This is a genomic window from Shewanella psychrotolerans, assembly GCF_019457595.1.
Taxonomy (GTDB): domain Bacteria; phylum Pseudomonadota; class Gammaproteobacteria; order Enterobacterales; family Shewanellaceae; genus Shewanella; species Shewanella psychrotolerans.
This window is the reverse complement of record NZ_CP080419.1, coordinates 1149944-1173903: the sequence shown is the minus strand read 5'-3', so window position 1 is coordinate 1173903 and position 23960 is coordinate 1149944. Positions and strand designations below refer to the sequence as shown.

Annotated in this window: 21 protein-coding genes; 7 read left to right on the top strand and 14 right to left on the bottom strand. The window is 44.8% G+C overall.

All coding sequences use genetic code 11. The annotated features are described in order from the left end of the window. Positions 1–91: 91 nt before the first annotated feature. The 4 genes from recN to pyrI all read left to right on the top strand — a co-directional run bounded on the left by recN (position 92) and on the right by pyrI (position 4940). Positions 92–1753: a DNA repair protein RecN gene (recN, locus tag K0I62_RS05205; protein WP_220070443.1), complete on the top strand. Its 1662-nt coding sequence runs from the start codon at positions 92–94 to the stop codon at positions 1751–1753. A gap of 257 nt (positions 1754–2010) precedes the next feature. Beyond that, complete coding sequence (locus tag K0I62_RS05200) at positions 2011–3144, top strand: hypothetical protein (protein WP_220070442.1); 1134 nt, start codon at positions 2011–2013, stop codon at positions 3142–3144. Between the two features lie 388 nt (positions 3145–3532). Further along, positions 3533–4462, top strand: a complete 930-nt coding sequence (gene pyrB / locus K0I62_RS05195; protein ID WP_220070441.1) for an aspartate carbamoyltransferase — start codon at positions 3533–3535, stop codon at positions 4460–4462. Positions 4463–4478: 16 nt separating this feature from the next. After that, a complete protein-coding gene (pyrI, locus tag K0I62_RS05190; protein ID WP_220070440.1) occupies positions 4479–4940 on the top strand; it encodes an aspartate carbamoyltransferase regulatory subunit in 462 nt (153 codons plus the stop codon). Between the two features lie 136 nt (positions 4941–5076). On the opposite strand, the gene K0I62_RS05185 is transcribed toward pyrI, so the two are convergent. The 10 genes from K0I62_RS05185 to K0I62_RS05140 all read right to left on the bottom strand — a co-directional run bounded on the left by K0I62_RS05185 (position 5077) and on the right by K0I62_RS05140 (position 13082). Next, on the bottom strand, positions 5077–5571 hold the full coding sequence (locus K0I62_RS05185) for a phosphatidylglycerophosphatase A family protein (protein ID WP_220070439.1): 495 nt from the start codon (positions 5569–5571) through the stop codon (positions 5077–5079). After that, positions 5568–6530, bottom strand: a complete 963-nt coding sequence (thiL, locus tag K0I62_RS05180; protein WP_220070438.1) for a thiamine-phosphate kinase — start codon at positions 6528–6530, stop codon at positions 5568–5570. Before thiL ends, K0I62_RS05185 begins: the two co-directional genes overlap by 4 nt. Positions 6531–6635: 105 nt before the next feature. Then, on the bottom strand, positions 6636–7040 hold the full coding sequence (gene nusB / locus K0I62_RS05175) for a transcription antitermination factor NusB (RefSeq protein WP_220070437.1): 405 nt from the start codon (positions 7038–7040) through the stop codon (positions 6636–6638). 8 nt (positions 7041–7048) lie between these two features. After that, on the bottom strand, positions 7049–7531 hold the full coding sequence (gene ribH, locus K0I62_RS05170) for a 6,7-dimethyl-8-ribityllumazine synthase (protein ID WP_220070436.1): 483 nt from the start codon (positions 7529–7531) through the stop codon (positions 7049–7051). Positions 7532–7655: 124 nt separating this feature from the next. Further along, positions 7656–8759, bottom strand: a complete 1104-nt coding sequence (ribBA, locus tag K0I62_RS05165; protein ID WP_220070435.1) for a bifunctional 3,4-dihydroxy-2-butanone-4-phosphate synthase/GTP cyclohydrolase II — start codon at positions 8757–8759, stop codon at positions 7656–7658. A gap of 54 nt (positions 8760–8813) precedes the next feature. Next, positions 8814–9485, bottom strand: a complete 672-nt coding sequence (locus tag K0I62_RS05160) for a riboflavin synthase (protein ID WP_220070434.1) — start codon at positions 9483–9485, stop codon at positions 8814–8816. A gap of 54 nt (positions 9486–9539) precedes the next feature. Next, entirely contained in the window at positions 9540–10685 is a 1146-nt protein-coding gene (gene ribD, locus K0I62_RS05155) for a bifunctional diaminohydroxyphosphoribosylaminopyrimidine deaminase/5-amino-6-(5-phosphoribosylamino)uracil reductase RibD (RefSeq protein ID WP_220070433.1), read from the bottom strand. A gap of 46 nt (positions 10686–10731) precedes the next feature. Continuing rightward, the gene (gene nrdR, locus K0I62_RS05150) at positions 10732–11196 is read right to left on the bottom strand and encodes a transcriptional regulator NrdR (RefSeq protein ID WP_220070432.1); all 465 of its coding nucleotides are present in this window, start codon (positions 11194–11196) and stop codon (positions 10732–10734) included. 133 nt (positions 11197–11329) lie between these two features. Then, positions 11330–12586: a serine hydroxymethyltransferase gene (gene glyA, locus K0I62_RS05145; protein WP_220070431.1), complete on the bottom strand. Its 1257-nt coding sequence runs from the start codon at positions 12584–12586 to the stop codon at positions 11330–11332. Between the two features lie 322 nt (positions 12587–12908). After that, on the bottom strand, positions 12909–13082 hold the full coding sequence (locus tag K0I62_RS05140) for a hypothetical protein (RefSeq protein WP_220070430.1): 174 nt from the start codon (positions 13080–13082) through the stop codon (positions 12909–12911). 170 nt (positions 13083–13252) lie between these two features. On the opposite strand from K0I62_RS05140, the gene ettA reads away from it, so the two are divergent. Further along, positions 13253–14920, top strand: a complete 1668-nt coding sequence (gene ettA, locus K0I62_RS05135; protein ID WP_220070429.1) for an energy-dependent translational throttle protein EttA — start codon at positions 13253–13255, stop codon at positions 14918–14920. Positions 14921–15244: 324 nt separating this feature from the next. Here the strand turns inward: ettA and K0I62_RS05130 are convergent, their stop codons facing one another. Continuing rightward, entirely contained in the window at positions 15245–18340 is a 3096-nt protein-coding gene (locus K0I62_RS05130; protein ID WP_220070428.1) for a multidrug efflux RND transporter permease subunit, read from the bottom strand. After that, positions 18340–19446 carry an efflux RND transporter periplasmic adaptor subunit gene (locus K0I62_RS05125; RefSeq protein WP_220070427.1) on the bottom strand — a complete coding sequence of 369 codons (1107 nt, stop codon included), beginning with the start codon at positions 19444–19446 and terminating at the stop codon, positions 18340–18342. Before K0I62_RS05125 ends, K0I62_RS05130 begins: the two co-directional genes overlap by 1 nt. 327 nt (positions 19447–19773) lie before the next feature. Here K0I62_RS05125 and K0I62_RS05120 point away from each other — a divergent pair, with 327 nt between their 5' ends. After that, on the top strand, positions 19774–20220 hold the full coding sequence (locus tag K0I62_RS05120) for a GNAT family N-acetyltransferase (RefSeq protein WP_220070426.1): 447 nt from the start codon (positions 19774–19776) through the stop codon (positions 20218–20220). A gap of 117 nt (positions 20221–20337) precedes the next feature. After that, positions 20338–20811, top strand: coding sequence for a LabA-like NYN domain-containing protein (locus K0I62_RS05115; RefSeq protein WP_220070425.1), 474 nt, complete (start codon positions 20338–20340; stop codon positions 20809–20811). Positions 20812–20917: 106 nt separating this feature from the next. Here the strand turns inward: K0I62_RS05115 and K0I62_RS05110 are convergent, their stop codons facing one another. Together K0I62_RS05110 and glgC are read right to left on the bottom strand one after the other, a co-directional pair. Further along, entirely contained in the window at positions 20918–22567 is a 1650-nt protein-coding gene (locus K0I62_RS05110; protein ID WP_350354797.1) for a glycogen synthase, read from the bottom strand. Then, positions 22560–23834, bottom strand: coding sequence for a glucose-1-phosphate adenylyltransferase (gene glgC, locus K0I62_RS05105; protein ID WP_220070424.1), 1275 nt, complete (start codon positions 23832–23834; stop codon positions 22560–22562). The genes K0I62_RS05110 and glgC overlap by 8 nt, the downstream gene beginning before the upstream one ends. Between the last annotated feature and the right edge of the window lie 126 nt (positions 23835–23960).

Sequence of the window (23960 nt, the reverse complement as noted above, 5' to 3'; positions counted from 1 at the left end):
AAAATAAGTTTAAAAAGCACACAGGTATTTACTGTATAAAAAATCAGTATATACTGTGCATTAATACAGTACTTTGTAAAAGGATGTCATCATGCTTTGTCAGCTCAGCATCAATAACTTTGCCATTGTCCGCTTCTTAGAACTCGACTTTAAAACCGGCATGACCAGTATCACAGGTGAAACTGGCGCTGGTAAATCTATCGCGATAGATGCCTTAGGCTTATGCCTAGGTAATCGCGCCGATGCCAATACCGTCAGACCTGGTGCCACCAAAGCAGAGGTTAGCGCCCGTTTCTCTTTAGTCGATATTCCCCTAGCAAAACGCTGGCTTGAAGATAATGATCTCGAGCTTGACGACGAGTGTATTTTACGCAGAACCATTAGCAGCGATGGACGTTCACGTGCATACGTCAACGGAAACCCCGTCCCACTCAATCAGATGCGCGCCTTAGGCCAACTGCTTATCGGCATTCACGGACAACACGCTCACCACGCCATGCTTAAAAGTGAGCATCAACTCACACTGCTAGACAGCTATGCCAACCATAGGATGTTATTAGATAGCGTGAGTGCCAGCTATCAACGCTACAAGCTGATAGACAAAGAGCTAAAGCAGCTACAGCAATCACAACATGAACGCATTGCTCGCAAACAGTTACTGCAATATCAAGTAGAAGAGCTTAACGAGTTTGATTTAGGTGAAACTGAATTTGAAGAAATAGAAGCAGAGCACAAGAAACTCGCCAATGGCACAGCCTTAGTGCAAGCCTGTCAACACACGCTATTTCTATTGCAAGACAATGAACAAGGCGCTGTCGAATCGGTACTCAATATGGCAATTGATCACGCCCAAGAGTTAGAAGGCTATGATCCGGCGCTTAACAACATTGGCAATATGCTTAACGATGCGCTCATCCAAGTACAAGAAAGCAGTAGCGAGCTACAACGTTACCTCGATGGCTTAGAGCTCGACCCTGATCATTTTGCGTATCTAGAACAACGCTTATCTAAGATTATGCAATTGGCACGAAAACATCACGTAAGCGCCAAAGCGCTGTATCAGCATCACCAAGACTTAAGCCTAGAACTAAGCACACTAGATTCTGATGAAGAGAAGCTGCAAGAGATTGAGGAGCAGTTAGAAAGCTGCAAACAAGGGTTTATCGCCCATGCTAAAAAGCTCAGTCAAAGCCGTAGCCGTTACGCGAAAGAACTCGATAAACAGGTGACCCAGTCGATTCATGAACTCAGCATGCCTAAGGGGAAATTTGTTATCGATGTTCGCTTTAATGAAGAGATCATGTCACCCAATGGCTGTGACACAATCGAGTTTCAAGTCACAACCAATCCCGGACAACCGCTACAAGCTATCTCGAAAGTGGCCTCCGGTGGCGAGCTGTCGCGTATTGGCCTTGGCATTCAAGTGATCACCGCTAAGAAAGTAGCCACACCGACCCTAATATTCGATGAAGTTGATGTCGGAATCTCAGGACCAACAGCAGCGGTCGTCGGTAAAATGCTGCGCTCACTTGGCGAATCGACCCAAGTCCTATGTGTAACCCACTTACCGCAAGTTGCAGGCAATGGTCATCAACATATGTTTGTGAATAAACAGAGTAAAGCAGGCCAAACCGAAACCTCTATGGTGCCGCTGGATAAGAACCAACGTATCGAAGAGCTAGCCAGATTATTGGGCGGAGATACCATTACCAATAACACCCTCGCTAACGCAAAAGAGTTACTCCAAGGCTGATCTTCTGCCTGCCAATGACTCCCATAAAGCGAAGGAACTCCCTTCGCTTTTTCATATATTATTTTATGATTTTTAGGCGGGCTTATACCTGTCAGTATAACGATGTGCTCGCTCTGCTATTGAGAGGGAGCTTCCTCAATATGCAAGCTTGTTGTTGGCAATGATTAAAGACAGCTAAACCTAAGGGATGGTTCGCTAGCTAGTTTGCTGTTAGACTGATTAATCAATAATAAAATCAGCAGTTAAAGGCTCTATTCATGCATCATTTTTTCCATGCTCTAAAATGGATTTTAATCACACTACTGCTTATTCCGGTCAGTTTTTATCTCATCGTTGTTCTGATTAATATTAAAGATGAAGCGCCATCAGAGCAGGCAAAAACCTATCTTACCGAGATAGAGAACATCAATAGTAATCTGGCAAATAATCTCGAAAACAACGCCTACCTATTTGCATTAGGTTTTGATGTCGCTAAAGATCTCTCACCACTCGATATTGGCATTAAGCGCTTCGAACAAATACAAAGTCAGGGAAAAGCTAAAAAATATAAAGTGGCTGCTTTTAAAAAGCCTCAACTACCAATAGATGAATGTCTCAACAAAGATGATTTTGTCTCAGCTTGCAAAACGGCACTAAATAAAGATGGTCATATCCAGCTTGATGAATACCTATGGTTGCTCGAACGCTACCAGCAGTTACTCAATATTGGCACTTGGCAAGATGACACCAACTTCAGCACTTTTTCAGAATCGACGCCTTTTTCCAGCCTGTTAATCGCACAAAAGCTCTATCTACTTAATCTGTATGCGAATACAAACCATATAGAGACCTCGCTGATTATTGATGCCATCAATAGAGATATGCGCTTTTGGCAACAAATATCTGCTGATACTCATATTTTAATAACTAAAATGATCAGCAACAGCGCCATAGAAATGAACATGAAGTTGGGGGAGATCATTATCACTCAGCTATCTAAGCAAGAAGCGCGATCATCACTACCACAAAGCTGGCTAGAGGCGGTGTCGCCAAAAATACTCTCACTCAATAAGGTAAAAATCGGAGAATGGAGCTACTTTATAAAAATAACTCAAGCGACCCAAGTCATCGATGATTCCGCCGACATAGCAACCAAATTAGCAGAGTGGTTACTATTGCCATTAATGCAACATCAGGATACGGCCAATCGCTACGCAGCCATACTGGCTGGCACATCCCCGTTAAAAGAGTGCCCTAGAACGCTATCGTTAGATGTGATAAGCCAATACGTTTATAACCCCATGGGCAAATTTATACTCTGTTCAGGCATACCTTCATTTAAACGGTATCAAGAAAGCCTTGATAAGCTGGAATCTAAAAGAGCAAGTCTTGTAGAGAGATTGCAGCAATAACAACCGCCTTAGTTATAGCTGTTCATAATGGTACGGCTGCACCGTGGCTGACGAAATGACGAGATAATGCAAACGCTTGCGATCACAAGAAATGGGCGTATAATCCCACGGGATTTTTCAAAACAGAGAGAAAAAATGAACCAAGCAGTTAAGTACAACTTGACTCATTATCGTCGAGTATCGGCGTTGGTTTTACCTTTCTGTTTTTCGATTTCAAAAAAATGCCTCCTTGTTTAAGGGGGCTTTTTTTTATCTGCTTTTTACGTAAAAGCAGACTGTTTTAAACCGTTATCGACAGAGTATATTCATTGCACAACTTGAATATAAACCTAGCTGATAAGTTTAAAACCCTTTGTATCCGTTATCTATAATATAGGAAAGAGAAGCCATGGCGAACTCCTTGTTTCAAAAACACATCATATCCATTCCGGAATTAAGCCGAAGTGAACTTGAACTTATCGTTGAAACTGCCGGAAAACTTAAAGCAGAGCCAAATCCAGAACTATTAAAAAATAAAGTCGTGGCTTGCTGTTTCTTTGAACCATCAACACGTACTCGCCTCTCTTTCGAAACCGCAATACAACGCCTCGGCGGAACAGTGATTGGTTTTGATAACAGCGGCAACACATCATTAGCTAAAAAAGGCGAAACCCTAGTCGATTCAGTACAGGTGATATCCTCTTATGTCGACGCATTTATTATGCGTCACCCACAAGAGGGTGCAGCACGTCTAGCCTCAGAGTTTTCTCATGGTGTACCAATCATTAACGGCGGCGATGGGGCGAATCAGCACCCAAGCCAAACCTTACTAGATCTCTATACAATCTTTGAAACGCAAGGTCGCTTAGACAACCTGAACATCGCGTTCGTTGGCGATCTAAAGTATGGCCGCACAGTGCATTCATTGACCCAAGCGCTGTCAAAATTTAACAACATAAACTTCTTCTTTATCTCTCCTGAGATCCTAGCCATGCCAGATTACATCTGCGAAGAGTTAGACCAAGCAGGCATCAACTATAGTGTGCACGCCACCATGGAAGAGGTGATCCCTGAGCTAGATATTCTCTACATGACTCGCGTTCAGAAAGAGCGTTTAGACGAGTCTGAGTACGTACACATGAAGGCTGCATATATCTTAACCGCTGCCATGCTCACTGATGCGCAAGACAATCTAAAAGTACTGCATCCATTACCACGTATAGATGAAATTACCGTCGATGTAGATAAAACCAAACACGCTTACTATTTTCAGCAAGCACAAAATGGGGTTTACGCGCGTGAAGCACTACTGGCACTAGTACTAAACGAACAACTTTAAGCAGGAGATGATAGCTATGACGAAGGAAACCCAACAGGTTGAAGCGATAAAAAATGGTTCCGTTATCGACCATATTCCCGCCAATGTAGGAATAAAAGTGCTTAAGCTGTTCAAAATGCATAAAACCAATCAAAGAGTGACGATAGGCTTAAACCTGCCATCGTCGGCTTTGGGAGCCAAAGATCTCATTAAGATTGAAAATGTGTTTATCAATGCAGATCAAGCTAACCAACTGGCTTTATATGCACCAAATGCAACCGTAAACCAAATTGAAAATTATGAAGTGGTTAAAAAGCTGACATTGTCGCTACCAGACAGAATTAATACGATCTTCAAATGTCCTAATAGCAACTGCATCACTCATAATGAGCCTGTGGACAGCAGCTTTAAAGTCATCGCTAAAAAAGAAGAGATACAACTAAAGTGTAAATACTGCGAAAAGGTATTCTCACGAGAAATCGTCACTGAACGCAGATAACCTAAACTTAGGCTAAAAATAATCGAGATGAATTAACCCTTCGAATGGTTAATTCATCTCAAGTCTACGGTTGTTTTCATAATCGCGACATCAAGCCAACATACACAAATACGTGAGCTTCATTCAAAGCTGCAAACTAACCGACAAGGAACACGAGTCCTTGCAAGCACAAAAATGAGAACACGCCCGCAAGTACGTCATCGATCATGATGCCAAATCCACCATGTACCTTGGCATCGAGCCATTTGATTGGCCAGGGTTTAAGGATATCGAAAACACGAAACAGTAAGAAGCCCAGTAACAACCACCCCCAACCAGCTGGAGCGGCGATAAGCGTGATCAACATTCCGACGACTTCATCCCATACGATGGCACCATGATCATGCACGCCCATGTCTTTAGAGGCTTTATCACAAATATAAAAACCCGCGAGCATAAACGTCAGAGTAATACCGAGATACCAAGGTAACGAGAGATTGGCCATAAGCAGATACACAGGAATAGCGGCCAAGCTACCATAAGTGCCAGGTGCTTTAGCCAGCAATCCCGAGCCAAAACCTAAGGCTAAGAAGTGGACTGGATTGCTAAGAGAGAGTCGGCGCAATAGTGGATCGGTGGAACGAAAATTCATGATGTAAAATGCTCAAAGCCAAAATTAGGTGGATTATAAGGCTCACCATCTTTGTTTAGGCGTAGCTTATCGCCTGTTGAAATCTGACCAACTCGGGCAAATGAAACTCCGGCATGAGCCAGTGCAATCTCTAAGGCACCGCGCTGAGATTCAGGTACCGTAAACAATAGCTCATAATCTTCACCGCCGGTTAAGGCATAACCTAAAGCGGTATCGGTATCAACTGAGCTACGCATCGCATCTGACAATGGCAACGCCATAACATCGATTATGGCTCCAACTTCAGAGCACTTGAGAATATGGCCAATATCGGACACTAAACCATCGGAAAGATCGATTGCACTCGAAGCTAAACCACGTAGCGCCTGTCCTGCGAGGACACGAGGCGTCGGATAATAATGACGTTGAATTAAATAGGTCGCAGCATCATCGGTAACTATTTGCTTATTAAGTAAAACATCTAAACCTAATGCAGAATCGCCTAAGGTACCAGTAACATAGATCCAATCGCCATTTTTAGCACCGCAACGAGTTAACGCTTTACCCATAGGAACTTGGCCATTAATGGTGATAGTGATCGACTTGGGGCCTCGAGTCGTATCGCCACCAACTAACGCTACACCATAATATTCAGCGGCATCACTCAAACCCGCGCTAAACTCCTCAAGCCAAATCTCATCGATTTCGGGCAAGGTGATCGCTAACGTCATCCACGCTGGCTCAGCTCCCATCGACGCTAAATCAGATAAATTAACAGCAATCGCTTTGTAGCCTAAGGCTTTCGCGGGCATATCTGGCAGGAAATGAACATTTTCGACTAACGTATCGCAGGTGATAGCAATCGATTTATTTTCAGCGGGATTAACGAGGGCACAATCATCGCCAACACTTAACTCGACATCACGACGAGTTTGGCCGCGCCCGGCAAAAAAACGGTCTATTACTTTAAACTCTTTCACAGTTTGACAACCATTATCAAGTTAATGCCTGATCCTACATCCTGTAGAACAACTTCTGGCGAATGATGGCATAAAAAACGGCATCCTAGGACACCGTATCGACTATCACTTTCGAGCAATTATCTTATCGAGAATACCATTAACGAACTTATGTCCATCCTCGGCACCAAAGGCCTTAGCCAGCTCAATAGCTTCGTTAATCGCTACCTTAAAAGGGACATCCTTACGAAAGGTTAACTCATACGTTGCTAGACGAAGTACAGCCTTTTCGATAGGTGAAACCTCATCGAACGGACGCTCAATATGAGGAATAATTAACTCATCTAACTGTGCACATTTAGTGGCGGTTCCCGATAGTAGCTCACGGAAATAGCTAACATCGACACCATCAATTTTTTGCTCAGTTAAAAATTCATGCTCCACATCGGCAACATTATTTCCGCTTAGCTGCCACGAATAGATAGCTTGTACCGCTAATCGGCGGGCTTTACGGCGCTCTGAAGGTTTCATTCTTGTTCCTAATCTTTCAACTGCTGTTCTAGTTCTTGCAGAACGTTGACCATTTCAAGTAGGCCAAGTGCAGCTTCGCCACCCTTGTTACCCGCTTTAGTACCTGAGCGCTCAATGGCTTGCTCGATAGTATCTGTGGTCAAAACACCAAATGAAACAGGAAGATCAAACTCAAGTGCAACCTGAGCCAAACCTTTGTTACATTCGCCTGCAACAAAATCAAAATGTGGCGTACCACCACGGATCACAGCGCCTAGCGCGATGATACCGTCAAATTTACCGCTTGCTGCTACGCGACGAGCCGCAAGAGGAAGCTCCACTGCACCAGGTACACGTACAACTGTGATGTTGTCATCTTCAACTTGACCGAAGCGCTTCAATGTATCAACCGCACCATCAAGCAGACTTTCAACCACAAAGCTGTTAAAACGTGAAATCACGATAGCAACTTTGGCATTTTTCGATTCGATATTACCTTGAACTACGTTCATTTATCTTACCTAAATTAGCTTAAACAAACCCGGCACGGGAAAAAAGAGGCCGTATAATACCACAGCCGCTTGCGTTGATCCCTATGCAATTTATATCAAATGAGTGAAATCACTCATATCAGTATTATTCTGAAATATATTCAGTCACTTCTAAACCAAAGCCTGATAGCGAATGGTAACGCTTAGGTGAGCTAAGTAGACGCATAGTGGTCACCCCAACATCAGATAAGATTTGCGAACCTATCCCCACTTGACGTGAAGTGCCTTGCCACTGCTTAGTCGCTACGGCTTCGCCATTATCTTCTGCTTCAAACGCCTTAACCTTAGCGAGGATCTCGCTTCCGTGCTCTTGATGACCAAGAATCACCAAAACACCTCCTTCATCTGCGATTCGCGCCATCGCCTTTTCTAATGGCCAGCTGCGTTTTTCATCGCGTTCACAATAAAGTAGATCGTTAAAAGTATTTTGCAGATGAACTCGCACTAAGCTGTTTGGCTTAACCTCACCCTTAATTAAGGCATAGTTAATTTTATTATCGATAGTGTCACGATAAGTGATCATCTCAAATTCGCCAAAACGCGTTGGCAATTTACATTTTGCTTCGCGAATGACGGTTGTCTCTTTGGTGTTTCTATACTCAATTAAATCAGCAATAGTCCCTATCTTCAGACCATGCTTTTGCGCAAAAACCTCAAGATCTGGACGACGCGCCATGGTGCCATCGTCATTGAGAATTTCAACAATAACCGCCGACGGCTCTAACCCTGCAAGGCGCGCAATATCACAACCCGCTTCGGTGTGACCCGCGCGGATAAGCACCCCACCTTCTTGCGCCATAAGTGGGAAAATATGCCCGGGCTGCACGATATCTGATGGTTTAGCCTCTTTGGCTACCGCAGCGAGTACGGTGACAGCACGGTCATGAGCCGAGATCCCAGTCGTGACCCCTTCTGCCGCTTCAATAGACACAGTGAAGTTAGTTGAGAACTGCGCATTGTTATTAGTCACCATTAATGGCAAATTCAACTGCTCGCAACGTGCTTTAGTCAAGGTTTGACAGATAAGACCACGACCATAGGTCGCCATAAAGTTAATCGCTTCAGGCGTCACCAAGTTGGCTGCCATAATAAGATCACCTTCGTTCTCTCTGTCTTCGTCATCCATTAGGATAACCATTTTACCAAGACGAATATCTTCGATAATCTCTTCTATGCTGTGTAGTGTCATTGTTAGACCTTGAAATATTTTTATAGTATGAGTATTTAACGCTATTACCAGCTGCTATCTTAAAAATCCTGAGCGAGCTAACAGATCCATCGTCACTTCTGGGGCTTTGCTAACAGTTTCACCTGCTTCTTGGCCCGAATACATCATTAAACGCTCTAAATGCCTTGCGATAAGGTCGACTTCGATATTAACGCTGTCACCCGCTTTAAGATGGATAAGCGTTGTTTCGCTGGCAGTATGAGGGACTATGGTTAAACGAAAACGTTCAGCTTGTACTTCATTCACCGTCAAACTAACACCGTCGATAGTAATTGAACCTTTATGGGCAATATAGCGAGCTAGCCCCTTAGGTGCAGTCAACCAAAACTCGATTGCTTTGCCTCGATGCACACGCTCATCAACACTGGCGATGCCATCAACATGGCCACTCACCATATGTCCACCTAAACGAGTGGTCGGCGTAACTGCCTTTTCTAAATTGACCTCCTGCCCCACTTGATAGCGAGAGAATCCAGTTAAAGACACTGTCTCAGCAGAGATATCGGCGACATAACCATCACTAAGGCACTCTACAACGGTTAAGCACACGCCATTTGTCGCGATGCTATCGCCAAGTTTAACATCGCTTAAATCAAGCTTGCCGCTGGCAACGGTAAGGCGAATATCCTCTCCACGGCGCTCTATTTTCCTTAGACTTCCTACAGACTCGATGATCCCAGTAAACATCTCTACCTACTTATTTTTGTGCGCTTATAGCAAACATATTAGCCGATACGTTACTTATATGATTGGCGCTAAATTAAATGTAAAACGCGTATCAGAGCCGATCTTACGTTGATCCATTAACGCAAGCGTGGGCAACTGAGCCATCTCAGTATAGTCAGGTAAATGGATAAGGTTACGTCCGTGACTACCGAGAATCTTTGGCGCTTGATAAAGCACTAATTCATCAGCTAAGTGCTCAGCCATAAAAGCACCGGCAAGGGTCGCTCCAGCTTCAATCATCACCGAATTATACTCTTTGCCTAAATGACCTTTCCCTAAGAGGCTGAGTAACTCTTTTAGTGGCACCCTACCATCGACAGCATCGAGTTGCAGATGGCTAACATGTGAAGGCCAAGCCGCCTGCGTTTGTGCAGAATACGGCTCACACGACACTAATAATATGGGCGACTCAATAGTAAAAATATTAGCATTGCCAGTTAATCGTGCTCGACTATCAAGCACTATCCTTAAAGGCTGTTTTAGCAACTCGGGCGGTAAGTTGTTTGCAACAAACCCCAGCTCGTGATAACGAACATTCATACTCGGATCGTCGGCTAGCACAGTATCAACCCCTGTGATCACAGCGCAGTGACGAGCGCGCATTCGCTGTACATCACGGCGGGCTTCGGCCCCTGTTATCCACTTTGAGACCCCGTTTGACAGCGCCGTTTTCCCATCGATACTCGCGGCAAGCTTAATGCTCACCCAAGGTAAGCCCGTTGACATGCGCTTCATAAACCCGAGATTGAGCTGCGCCGCTTCCTCTTTAAGTAAATTGACATCGACTTGGATTCCAGCTCCTTGCAACATCTGGATCCCGCGACCCGACACTTGCGGATTAGGATCGGTAACAGCCACAACAACTCTGGCGACGTTCGCTTTAATCAATGCCTCAGCACATGGTGGCGTTCGTCCATAATGGCTGCACGGTTCAAGAGTGACATAAGCCGTAGCCCCTTGTGCTAACTCGCCAGCCATTTTCAATGCATGCACTTCGGCATGGGGGCCACCAGCAGTAATATGATAACCTTCACCAATAACCTTGTCAGCGAGGGTGATCACGCAGCCAACACTAGGATTAGGGCGAGTAGTGTAAAGTCCTTTACGCGCAAGTTTGATGGCTTTTGCCATCATTTCTATATCAAATTTTGACCAAGGCATCAGCCGTTATCCACGCAATATACTAGAAAGGATTTATTCAGTTGATCTAGGTATTCGATTTAGCGCTTTGCAGTTTTGCAATCGCATCACCAAACTCAGAGACATCTTCAAAAGCACGATAGACAGAGGCAAAGCGAATATAAGCGACCTTATCAAGATGAACTAAATGATCCATCATCAGGTTACCTATCATCTCTGAGGTCACTTCTCTCTCGCCAGTCGCACGCAGTGTCGATTTTATTTTAGTGAGCGCTTGTTCAATCTCATCCATAGAGACGGGACGTTTTTCTACAGCACGTAACATACCGCCACGTAACTTATCTTCATCAAAAGGCTGGCGACTGCCATCTTGTTTTACGACTCGAGGCATAACCAGCTCAGCGCCTTCAAAAGTCGTAAATCGTTCATGACACTCTAAGCATTCACGGCGACGACGAACCTGATGGCCATCGGCAACTAAGCGAGAGTCGATCACTTTAGTATCGGTTGCGCTGCAAAACGGACAATACATTGAGCCTCCGGCGGAAAGTCGTTAAGTCATCATCTAACCTCGCAATGAGCTGCAACGCTAGAAACAAAAATGGCCGCTACTAATATTAACATCAGTAGCGGCCATCGAAGTTTACCTGATTTAAAGCTTAAGGTTAACCGTAAACAGGGAACTTAGCGCACAATTCAAGCACCTGATTCTTCACGCGCTCAATAGTATCTTGGTTAGTGATGTCATCAAGCACATCACACATCCAGTTCGTTAGCTCAATCGCTTGCTCTTCTTTAAAGCCCCGACGAGTGATGGCGGGTGAACCAATACGCAGACCAGAAGTGACAAATGGTGAACGAGGATCGTTAGGTACCGAGTTCTTGTTTACCGTAATATTGGCATGACCAAGTGCCGCATCTGCATCTTTACCGGTAATATCCTTAGAAATTAAATCAAGCAGGAACAGGTGGTTATCGGTACCGCCAGACACGACATCATAACCGCGTTCGATAAAGGTTTTTGCCATTGCTTTGGCGTTAATAACCACTTGCTCTTGATAAGCTGTAAACTCTGGCTCTAGCGCTTCTTTGAAGGCTACCGCTTTAGCCGCGATAACGTGCATCAACGGGCCGCCTTGTCCACCAGGGAATACCGCAGAGTTTAGCTTCTTGTAAATATCTTCATCATCACATGCTGATAAGATCAAGCCACCACGAGGACCCGCAAGCGTCTTATGGGTTGTCGTAGTAACAACGTGAGCATGAGGTAATGGATTTGGGTAGATACCCGCAGCAACGAGGCCTGCAACGTGAGCCATATCGACAAACAGATAAGCACCTACTTTATCAGCGATTTCGCGGAACTTACCCCAATCGATAATGCCAGAATAAGCACTGAAACCTGCGATAATCATTTTAGGTTTGTGCTCAACAGCGAGACGCTCAACTTCAGCGTAATCAATCTTACCCGTCGTCTCGTCAATGCCATACTGAACCGCATTATAAAGCTTGCCAGAGAAGCTCACGTGCGAGCCGTGAGTTAAGTGACCACCATGGGCAAGGCTCATACCCAGTACAGTATCACCGCCTTGAAGTAGTGCCATAAACACAGCTGAGTTCGCTTGTGAACCAGAGTGAGGCTGAACGTTGGCATAAGTTGCACCAAAAAGCTCTTTAGCACGAGAGATAGCTAACTCTTCAGCAATATCAACATACTCACAACCACCGTAGTAACGCTTACCTGGGTAGCCTTCGGCATATTTATTGGTAAGCTGAGAACCTTGAGCCTCTAGCACACGAGGACTGGTGTAATTTTCTGAAGCGATAAGCTCGATGTGCTCTTCTTGACGACGAGTTTCATCCTGGATCGCTTGAAACAGTAGTGGATCAAAGTCAGCGATATTCATCTCTTTTTTCAGCATTGGTCACTCCAGCTGTAAAGTCTTATAAGTAGGGTTGCGCGGTATTCTACAGTGCAATTGATCACAATCCCAGCGTTTGTAACATGAAATTACTTGCGGTTATCGGTGAGAAATGCTCAGCAAAGCAGCGCCATTTAGCAAACTGGGGCATTGAGGGCTTGTTTTAGCAGGGCTATTATTTTTCAAGCCATAAAAGTAATGTTTTACAGCCGCTTGGTAAAAAACACTGTTTCGTATTTTCAACAAAACGGTGATCATTTTTAATGATTATTCCAGCTTAATAGGGGAAAGCGAGTTGCAGCCAAGTAGGCATGACTCCAACTCATACCAAATCATTATCATCATATTTCCAAGACTCTTTATTGGTCAGGCGATCATAGAAGAACTTCCTCGCCCCACCTTCAATCTCATCGTCATGATCATCCTCCATACTGTCTGAGCCCGCTTTATAAAGCTGAGCCCAAGCCCTAGGTACGCCACAATTCGTCCACGACATTACGCTAAACAAATGTTAACCACTTTTATATTAAGCCCCAAACTAAACAATAATCTCGCGAGGTGTCGATTTACAACTGCATGGTAAATCAATCACCTAAAATCCGATTTAAGTTCAAACTCGATTGAAGTAGAATTGCCATCATTGTTTCGTCAGCGAGTAAATTTGTCATGGCTCAATTTGTATACAGCATGCTTCGTGTGGGCAAAATTGTTCCACCTAAAAAGCAGATCCTTAAAGATATCTCCCTAAGTTTTTTCCCTGGTGCCAAGATCGGTGTTCTCGGTCTCAATGGTTCAGGTAAATCTACGCTTCTTCGTATCATGGCTGGTATTGATACCGAAATCGAAGGTGAAGCACGTCCGATGCAGGACCTTAAAATTGGTTACCTGCCACAAGAACCCAAACTCGATGAACAACAAACCGTTCGAGAAGCGATTGAAGAGGCGGTATCTGAAGCAAAACAAGCGCTTACTCGTTTAGATGAGGTCTACGCACTTTACGCCGAGCCCGATGCCGACTTTGATGCTTTAGCCAAAGAACAAGGTGAGCTAGAAGCAATTATTCAAGCGCAAGATGCTCATAATCTTGATAATATTCTTGAGCGTGCGGCCAATGCACTACGCCTACCCGATTGGGATGAGAAGATTGAAGTGTTATCGGGTGGTGAACGCCGCCGTGTCGCAATCTGTCGCTTACTGCTCGAAAAGCCAGATATGTTACTTCTGGATGAACCGACCAACCACTTAGATGCCGAATCGGTGGCTTGGCTTGAGCGTTTCCTACAAGATTACACCGGCACCGTTGTGGCAATCACCCACGATAGATACTTCCTCGATAATGCTGCAGGCTGGATCTTAGAACTCGACCGTGGTGAAGGTATTCCGTGGGAAGGTAACTACTCTTCATGGCTAGAGCAAAAAGATGCTCGCCTTAAACAAGAATCTGCGACCGAGAGCGCTCGACAAAAAACTATCGCTAAAGAACTCGAATGGGTACGTCAAGGAACTAAGGGCCGTCAATCTAAGGGCAAAGCCCGTATGGCACGTTTTGAAGAGCTTAATACCAACGACTACCAAAAGCGTAATGAAACCAATGAGCTGTTCATTCCGCCAGGACCTCGCTTGGGTGACAAAGTCATCGAAGTTAATAATCTGACTAAATCCTATGGCGATAGAGTATTAATCGATAATCTAAGTTTCTCGGTACCTAAAGGCGCTATCGTCGGTATTATTGGTGCCAACGGTGCAGGTAAGTCGACCCTGTTTAAGATGATCTCTGGCACTGAGCAACCAGACAGTGGTAGCGTGGAATTGGGTGAATCGGTACAAATAGCCTCAGTCGATCAGTTCCGTGATTCGATGAACGACAAAAATACCGTATGGCAGGAGATCTCGGGTGGGCTAGATATTATGCGCATCAACAATACTGAAATCCCAAGTCGTGCCTATGTCGGTCGCTTTAACTTCCGCGGTGGCGATCAACAAAAAATCATTGGCACTCTATCAGGTGGTGAACGTAACCGAGTCCATTTAGCTAAACTGCTACAAGCGGGCGGCAACGTATTACTTCTCGATGAACCCACGAACGATTTGGACGTTGAAACCTTACGTGCTTTAGAAGAAGCCCTGCTTGAATTCCCAGGTTGTGCCATGGTTATCTCCCATGACCGTTGGTTCCTCGATAGAATCGCGACTCATATTTTGGACTATCGCGATGAAGGAAAAGTGAACTTCTATGAAGGTAACTACACCGAATATTCTGCTTGGCTCAAAGAAACTTTGGGTACTGATGTGATTGAACCACATCGTCTAAAATACAAGCGAATGAATAAGTAATACCAATTAGAGGAAAGTAACAGCCGACATTAGTCGGCTGTTTTGTTTTCTATCCTTGTCCTTTTAACCGTTCTTTAAACCTTCGTGCTTTTCGTGTTGATAAACAATTCGCTGCTATTTAGACATTCACAATATCTGACCTACAGGGATGGAGTGAATGGAACGAACAAAATAAAAATAATAAAGAAATTTAGAAACAGAGAAAACCTTGTCTCTCAATAAAATCAAATACACATAACCCATTGTTTCTATGGTAGTAAAATATAAAAAACGGGATAAAGCAGGTGATATAAAGGAGCAAAACATCTCTATATCACCCACCCCTTAGGATTGCCGCGCTTTAATCGCTTGCTCTAACTGAGCCTCAACAAATCCTGGCGATTGCGAGTGACCCGATATCAATCGATACATGGCAGGGATAACAAATAGCGTTACACAAGTCGCAAATGCCATCCCGAAGAAGACCACTGTCCCCACAGCGATTCGACTTTCAGAGCCTGCACCGGTTGAAAAAATCAGTGGCACAGCACCAACCAGCGTAGTGAAAGCGGTCATTAAGATAGGGCGTAGACGACGCGCAGAAGCATCGATAATGGCTTGTTCAATATCGCTGCCTTTGTCGCGAAGCTGATTCGCAAACTCCACAATCAAGATGCCGTTTTTGGTCACCATACCAATCAACATGATCATCCCGATCTGGCTATAAAGGTTAAGGCCTTGCCCTGTGAGATATAAGCCCAAGAAACCACCAAATACCCCCATAGGAACGGTAAACATCACCACCATAGGATTGATAAAGCTTTCAAATTGAGCCGCGAGCACCAAGTAGGCGACTAACAACGCCAATCCAAAAACGATCATCACGCTGCTTTGATTTTCTTTAAAATCTTTAGACTCACCGGTGTAACTCACCGAAATATCGCTCGGCAACATCTCAATCGCTTTATCGTCAAGAAAATCAAGTGCTTCACCCAATGTATAGCCTTCGCCTAAATTAGCCTTTAAGGTGATCGATTTTTGCTTATTGGTATGACTCAGTTTATGGGCCGAAGCCACCTCTTCAATATGGGTGATCGCATCAAGAGAAATCAGCGAGCCTTTAGAGGAACGCATATAAATTTGACTCAGATCGGCCACACTATTGAAGCTATCTTCACTGCCCCGCAAGTAGACATCATACTCCTCGCCGCGCTCAATAAAGGTGGTCTCGCTACGTCCGCCTAGCATGACTTCGAGTGTTTCAGAGACATCGGCTACACTGATACCAAGCTCTGCTGCGCGAACTCTATCGATAGTGACAACCAGTTCTGGGGTTGTCTCGGCATAATCAAGATCAGCACCCTCGAGCATCGGCGAGATATTCGCCTCCTCTTTCAACTTCTCCGCCCACTTAAACAGCTCATTGTAATCGGAGCCACCTAGGACAAACTGAACCGGTTCACTCGACTGGCCTCGAAAACCCGGCAGCATAGGAAACACCATCACATCGGGAATTCCCTTAAGCGCGTTGGAAACAATCCCTAAGGCTTGCTGAGCATCGATATCTCTGTGCTCCCAATCTTCCAGCTGCATAATGACAAAACCGGTTTGATCCCCTGCTACGCCACCAAATGCCGGCGCTTGAATACTAAAAGACTTAATCGTTCTCTCGTCGAGTAGCGGCATTAAACGCTGCTCAACAATATCCATATTGGCAGTCATCCGATTATAACTCGTGCCTTCGGCGCCTTTAACAAAAGCAAAGATAACGCCTCTGTCTTCTTGAGGTGCTAATTGACCTGGCACCTGTTGCAATAAGAAACCGCTACCAATAACGCAAGCGATGATCACCAACGGCGCGAAATTACGCAGGCGCACCGCTTTGACCACCCAAGCACGATAAGTTGACTCTAATCTTGCGAACAGCAAATCCATCCAGCGATTAAAGCGATTGGGCTTCACATTAGCTTTAAGCATTTTACTGCCAAGTACAGGTGTTAAGGTTAACGCTACTATCGATGAGAAAATCACCGACATCGCCAACATCACCGAAAATTCAGTAAATAGGCGCCCAACCATGCCATCCATAAAGGAAATTGGTAGAAACACCATAACTAATACCGCAGTTGTCGCCACGACGGCAAAACCGACCTCTTGCGCCCCTTTATAAGCGGCAAACAGAGGGGGTTCCCCTTTTTGTATGTGATGGAAAATATTTTCAACAACCACAATGGCATCATCAACCACTAAACCGATAGACAGAATTAGCGCCATCAATGTCAGTAGATTAATTGAAAAACCAAAATAGTTTGCCGCTATAAATGAGGAGATAAGTGAAACTGGCACAGTGACAGCAGGAATAAGCGTTGCTCGCGCCTGACCAATAAAGATATACAGCACTAACACTACGAGTGCGGCAGTAATATAGATAGTGCTATACACTTCACTAATTGAGCGATCAATAAATACCGTCGAGTCATAATCGACCACAAGTTTGGTACCATCAGGCAGGAACTTTTGTATTTTATCGACCTCAACATGCACCTTCTTCGCCACGTCCAACGGATTTGCATCGGACTGCGCGACAATACCCAAACTTAAATTGGGTACGCCATCACTTTTATAGGTCGAGTTTTCATTTTCGGCTCCCACAAAAACCGAGGCGACATCTTTTAAATAGATTGGGCTGCCATCGCTCGCGGTACGTACCACTAAATAATCGAAATCTTCTGGGTGGTGATAGAGACGAGCAGTACGCACCGTCATCACAGTAGTATCATTACGCACTTCACCGCCGGGACTTTCCACATTCTCTCGGCGCAGCGCAGCGGAGATATCGGCAGTGGTAACCCCCCTTCCCGCCATAAGTTCAGGCTTTAATTGCACATACATCACCTTATACAATCCGCCGGAGATGCTGACCGAGCTAACGCCAGTGATCAAGCTAAACCTATCTTCCAATACGCGCTCAGCGTAATCAGTCAATTGAGTTCTATCCATATTAGAAGAACTTAGATTAATATAAACCGATGGCTGACCCGAGCCATTATCCTTAGAAACAATGGGATCATCGGCTTCATCAGGAAGTCTGCGCTGAGCTCGGGCTACGGCATCGCGCACATCACTCACGCCTTCAGTAAGATCCCAATCGAGATCAAAGGTCACGGTAATACGCGACATGCCATTACGGGTCGTTGAGGTGATCTCATCAATACCGCTAATCCCGGTTAATTCATCCTCTAACGCCGTTGTGATCTGACTCTCCATAATCGTCGCCGAGGCGCCGCTATAAAACGTCATCACTGTGACGACAGGGCTTTCTACATCTGGCATTTCACGCACAGATAGCTTAGTAAAAGAGACTAAACCAAAGACACAAAGTAGCAGGCTCAATACAATCGCAACGACCGGACGCTTAACAGATACATCAGAAAGTAACATTAACCGCGTCCTCGCTGGCTATCGACATCTTTCGCAGAACTATCGGCTAATTTGGCCTCTGAGATATCCTCAACCTGTAACCCGTCACGCATATTAACTAAGCCTTGCACAACAATGTTATCGCCAATAGCCACACCCGCGCTGATTAACACCTCATCCCCAATACGCGCTCCTAGGGTAACTTGTGTACGATGGGCAATATTATTGTCGTCAATCACATACACAAAACGCTTAGTACCTGAGTATTCAAGCGCCTGCACAGGAATAACGGGTTCTGTGACTGGAGCAAAGCCAACATTAGCCGACATCAGCATGCCGGGCTTTAGCTTGCCTTGATGATTATCGAAATTTACTCGCACTTTTAGGTTTAAGGTTTCTGGATTAATTCGAGGATCGATGGCGACAATTTCACCAGTGAAAATTTCTCCCTTCCAAGCACGATTTGTCGCGGTGACTTTCATACCAATGTCCAAACGAGAGAGATAGAGCTCAGGTACTTGGATATCAAGACGCATAGAGGACAAGTCGTCTAGACTCAATAGCTCATTTCCCACCGACACCATTTTTCCTAAGCTAAAATCGACCAATCCTGCAGTGCCCGAAAATGGCGCTCTAATGGTATGAAAGTCCAAATCAGCCTGCGCGGCTTGTAAACGAGCAAGTGCTATTTCAACCGCTGCTTTTTGCGCATCAATCTCGGTTTGCGTGATAGCATTCTTACTTATTAACCTTTGAAACTCTGCTAGCTTTCTCTGTTCATCATTTAAATAGGCTTTTGCTTCGGCAACATTCGCCTTAGATTTTGCATCTTCTAGCACCACTAATACCTGATTAGCCTTAATAAGCTCATTGGCATTAACATTGATCTGCTTTATCTTACCCGCCACCTCCGCGGCGACTAATACCGAACGATTTGCCTCTAGTTTGCCGATAAGCGAGAGATGTTGAGACAATTCATGCTCAGCTACCCGAGCACTGACGACAGGAATGGTTCGAACCATACTCGCAGGCTTATCCGCTGGCTTATCCGCCAGAGATAATTGGCTAAACGCCACTAACGAGATGGTTGCAATAACAAGGGAGGTTATAATCAGCGCTTTTTTCATTATGGATTATTCATCGAGTAATATGATCGGTTGTAATTAAACAACATTTTAAAGAGAAATCACCACTAATAGGGTAAAACTGTGTAAAGCTGAGCAAAAATCACAGAAAAATCACCGTTAAATTGCAACAAGATATAAACGCTAACAATGAGGCAACCTTTAATTAACCACTAAAACACAAAACCAACCAACACCCAGCGAACAAAACACTCATCACGATATGTTTCCGCAAAAAAAGGTTAACGGCGTAATAGTCAAGGTCACTAAAACAATTTATGCCAAGTAAAAGTTCTGCTAGGCTTAACCAAAATAACCACAGGGATTCACTTGACACTTCACTGGCTTTCCCCTTCGATACGCGCCGACGCCTTTCGTTTTTATAACCGCTTTATGCCCTATGCTCGGCTCAATAAAAAAGAGTTAGTTGGGGTGATTTATGCTGAAAGTTCGCCAAGTAACCAGATCATCGCTGCAGTAAGATTAAGACCCATAGGCGAATATCAGTTGGTAACGGGCATGCTGGTCCATCCCCATTATCGTGGCCAAGCACTCGGCCATCAATTGATGTCCAATCTACAAGAGCAGCTTATCGCTAGACCGAGTTTCCTATTTTCACTCCCAGAGCTTACAGCCTTCTATCGACAACATAGGTTCTTTGAGAGTAGCGAAACCAAGACGGAGCAATGCGCTGACATACCGGCTGAGATAAGCCAGCTTTACAAGCGCTACGTATCAAAAGGCAAGCAACTTTGTTTAATGCAACATCGACCTTAAGCCCGATACATTTTCAAATCCCACATTAGCCGACTCATGCCAATTAGGATAAGAACTTCACTGTTCGCTCCTGGTGCTGTATGGTTTCTACTAACTTATCCCACGCTTAGGTTTCACTTGAAAAAACTCGCCATATTTGTTGATGTCCAAAATATCTATTACACCTGTAAAGAAGCTTACGGGCGTCAATTTAACTACCGTAAACTCTGGCAACACTTAGGTTATGAAGGTGAGATAGTCACTGCAAATGCATATGCGATTCATCGTGGCGATGATGGTCAACTAAAGTTTCAAGATGCACTCAAACACATAGGTTTTGATGTAAAACTTAAACCCTTTATCCAACGTAGCGATGGAAGCGCTAAAGGCGATTGGGACGTAGGGATCACAATCGACATCATGGAGAGTGCCAGTCAAGTCGATAGTATTATTTTACTCTCAGGCGACGGTGACTTTGCCATACTGCTTGAACACATAGCCAATAAGCATAATATCGAAACTCAAGTGTATGGTGTGCCCAAGCTGACCGCAAAATCACTCATCGATGCTGCGCAGCAATTTAATCAAATAGACGCATCCCTGCTGCTCTAAAGCAACAGTTGCTCAGCTCGACAAGCTCTGAGCAACAAAAGCTGAGCCACTAACCCAAAGCCCATAAGCTATGGGCTACAGACTTTAACTCACAGATAAAATAGCATTAAAACTGGTACAGTAAGTCAACATATTGCTGCGCAGATCGCTGCCAGCTAAATCGCTTTTGGCTTGCACTATCGCAGATTTGTTGCCACTTGGCCGTCATCATCATCTCTTGCAACTGATTAAAACGGTTTAAGAGTTGATCGGCTTGCTCGGACAAGTCCTCCCCTGTAAATACAAAACCATCTTCACCATCTGTCACCGTATCTTTAAGACCACCGACACCATGCACTAGACAAGGCTGCCCAGAACGCATGGCCAACATCTGACTTATGCCACAGGGCTCAAATGAACTCGGCATGATGAACAGGCTACCATGATCATATAATGCCTGTGAAAGAGGCAAGTCAAAGCCATTAATAAACAGTAAGTTGTTAAATTTACTAGCCAGTTTAGTTAGCTGGGCTTCAATCTTTTCATCACCGCTTCCGAGCAAGATAAACACCCCTTTCGGCGTTGTACTCTGCAACTGAGATAACAACTTCGCCAACGTACTCACTCCAGAAGCATCTCGATAGCACATGATCCGCATTTTTTGCTCGGTCAAACGGCCGACAGAAGTGAGAATAAGGCTAGGTTCAACACTGCCACAACAAGACCGTCTAAGCCGATTAAGGGTTAGTAGCGCAATCTGATCCACGCTACGAACATAAGCATGATCCGCTAACCACGTCTGAATCGCTTGCTCGGCACTATCGAGTAAGATGTTCAGCGCGTCACTCCCCCCAGTCTCCACGTTTTTTTTAACACTAACCTTACGCTTTTTCTCCGTACTAAAAGGGTATTCACAACCATTTAAAATACCAAATACCCCCTTGTGAGCTTGCTTGAGTGCTAAATCATTTTCTAACCCCTCTCCACCATAGAAACCTTTGTCATGATTTGATGGCAATAACACTTCATTAGCATAACTAGGTGACACTAAATGCACCCTGTCACTAAAAACAATTGCGCAGCGCATAGGATTAAAACAGTTCGGATATTGGGGGTCTGTAATGCACTTGAGTTTGTCGGGCTCAAGTAACGGATACAGTGTTGGAAACCATGCTTGCAATGAAGAGTGCTCTTGAGTCAATGGCCTTGTACCTTGAATAGCCAGATTATGAATACTCATCACCACGGGGATTGATTGCAATCGTTGATGATAGGGCGAACAGGCGCGTAAAAATGCCATGACGCCGCAGTGCCAATCATGCAAATGTAGACAATCTGGCGTCGATAAGACGCTTGTGACTAAGCCTTCTGCAACCGCAGCACAAAATAGGGCGAACTTATTCGCGTCATCGGCAAAGGGTCTATCTCCGCTGCTTGGACTATAAACATTACCGCCATCCTCGAAAAGAGGATGATCAAACAGGTATAGATTTAACTCAGGAAATTGGGGATGCGACGCCTGATAGAGATCGACCCAATAAGGCTCTCCATAAAACGCCAACGTAATCGTTGCAATCTTCACTGAGGCCGTTTCTAGGTGCAAAAAACCATAGCTTGGCATAGCAACATCGACGCACACATTGAGTGGGTAGAGCGCGCCAGGCAGATCCCGAATAACATCTGCCATTCCGCCAACTTTAGCCCCTGGAAGCAAGCCATTTTCGGCTGCTAACATCAACACTCTTTTCATCGGTTGCCTATCAGTCTTATTATTCATATCCCACCGGTAAACCAAGCATATCTCGGGTCACTAAGGTGATGCCACCTTCAGACACCCTAAAACCACGCGCCCTATCATGCTCATGATCGTGACCGATAATGGTGCCTTCAGGAATAATACAGCCGCGATCTAAAATGGCATTCTTGATCTGACAATGTCTAAGCACGACAACATCGGGAAGCACCACGGAACCTTCAACCGTAGAATAAGAGCAAACTTGCACTTCATTAAACAGTACGCTTCGCCTGACCGTCGATCCTGAGATGATGCAACCGCTAGAGACGATAGAGTCGAGTGCCATACCGCGCCTGTCGTCATCATCAAACACAAATTTCGCTGGAGGTAGCTGTTCTTGAAAGGTCCAAATAGGCCATTTAGCATCATAGAGATTGAGCGCTGGAGTCGGCGACAGCAGCTCCATATTGGCTTGCCAGAATGAATCTAATGTCCCCACATCTCGCCAGTAGGCCTCACCATCGGTGAAGCCACTTTTAAAGGGATGCGCATAAACTTGGTGGTCTTCGATGATAGACGGAATGATGTCTTTACCAAAGTCGCGATCAGAGCCTTCATTCATGGCATCTTTCTTGAGCTGTTCAAACAAGAACTCGGTATTAAATACGTAATTCCCCATTGACGCTAAGCAATGCTCAGGATTATCTGGCAGATATTTTGGTACATCTGGTTTCTCCTCAAAACTGAGAATCTTATGGTTTTCGTCAACCTCGACGACGCCAAAAGCCCCTGCCGCTTCGGCAACGGGAACCTCTAGGCAAGACACTGTCATATCCGCACCAGATTCAGCATGGGCAGCGAGCAAACCCGCGTAATCCATACGATAAACATGATCGCCCGAAAGAACCATCACGTATTTGGGAAGTTCGTGGCGGATAATATCGATATTTTGAAATACCGCGTCGGCAGTGCCTTGATACCAATTCTCAGAGTAACGTTGAGATGCCGGTAAGATCTCGACCGACTCACCAAGTTCTTTTTTAAAGTGGCCCCAACCACGCATAACATGACGAATTAACGAGTGAGATTTATATTGAGTCACCACCCCTATACGCCTGATCCCTGAGTTAATGCAATTAGATAACGGGAAGTCGATAATACGGAATTTACCACCAAAATAGAGTGAGGGTTTTGCTCGCCAGTCGGTCAGTTCATGGAGTCGAGAACCACGGCCTCCAGCTAAAATTAATGCGTAGGTTTCACGAGTTAAATTACTAATATAACGGGGACTAGGATTAATGCTACTCATAGATACTCTCTCCTTGAGATACTTATTGATGCACCTTTGTCAGTACAGGTTGAAGGTCGATAACGGTTAATTTGCCGTTTTTTATTATTGGCTAAAACTCGCGTCACCCATCTGATGGCAGTTGAC

Bases quoted from the DNA above. Each gene is read 5' to 3' on its own strand.
- recN (WP_220070443.1), top strand. From the start codon at position 92: ATGCTTTGTCAGCTCAGCATCAATAACTTTGCCATTGTCCGCTTCTTA.
- K0I62_RS05200 (WP_220070442.1), top strand. From the start codon at position 2,011: ATGCATCATTTTTTCCATGCTCTAAAATGGATTTTAATCACACTACTG.
- pyrB (WP_220070441.1), top strand. From the start codon at position 3,533: ATGGCGAACTCCTTGTTTCAAAAACACATCATATCCATTCCGGAATTA.
- pyrI (WP_220070440.1), top strand. From the start codon at position 4,479: ATGACGAAGGAAACCCAACAGGTTGAAGCGATAAAAAATGGTTCCGTT.
- K0I62_RS05185 (WP_220070439.1), bottom strand. From the start codon at position 5,571: ATGAATTTTCGTTCCACCGATCCACTATTGCGCCGACTCTCTCTTAGC.
- nusB (WP_220070437.1), bottom strand. From the start codon at position 7,040: ATGAAACCTTCAGAGCGCCGTAAAGCCCGCCGATTAGCGGTACAAGCT.
- ribH (WP_220070436.1), bottom strand. From the start codon at position 7,531: ATGAACGTAGTTCAAGGTAATATCGAATCGAAAAATGCCAAAGTTGCT.
- ribBA (WP_220070435.1), bottom strand. From the start codon at position 8,759: ATGACACTACACAGCATAGAAGAGATTATCGAAGATATTCGTCTTGGT.
- K0I62_RS05160 (WP_220070434.1), bottom strand. From the start codon at position 9,485: ATGTTTACTGGGATCATCGAGTCTGTAGGAAGTCTAAGGAAAATAGAG.
- ribD (WP_220070433.1), bottom strand. From the start codon at position 10,685: ATGCCTTGGTCAAAATTTGATATAGAAATGATGGCAAAAGCCATCAAA.
- nrdR (WP_220070432.1), bottom strand. From the start codon at position 11,196: ATGTATTGTCCGTTTTGCAGCGCAACCGATACTAAAGTGATCGACTCT.
- glyA (WP_220070431.1), bottom strand. From the start codon at position 12,586: ATGCTGAAAAAAGAGATGAATATCGCTGACTTTGATCCACTACTGTTT.
- K0I62_RS05140 (WP_220070430.1), bottom strand. From the start codon at position 13,082: ATGTCGTGGACGAATTGTGGCGTACCTAGGGCTTGGGCTCAGCTTTAT.
- ettA (WP_220070429.1), top strand. From the start codon at position 13,253: ATGGCTCAATTTGTATACAGCATGCTTCGTGTGGGCAAAATTGTTCCA.
- K0I62_RS05130 (WP_220070428.1), bottom strand. From the start codon at position 18,340: ATGTTACTTTCTGATGTATCTGTTAAGCGTCCGGTCGTTGCGATTGTA.
- K0I62_RS05125 (WP_220070427.1), bottom strand. From the start codon at position 19,446: ATGAAAAAAGCGCTGATTATAACCTCCCTTGTTATTGCAACCATCTCG.
- K0I62_RS05110 (WP_350354797.1), bottom strand. From the start codon at position 22,567: ATGAATAATAAGACTGATAGGCAACCGATGAAAAGAGTGTTGATGTTA.
- glgC (WP_220070424.1), bottom strand. From the start codon at position 23,834: ATGAGTAGCATTAATCCTAGTCCCCGTTATATTAGTAATTTAACTCGT.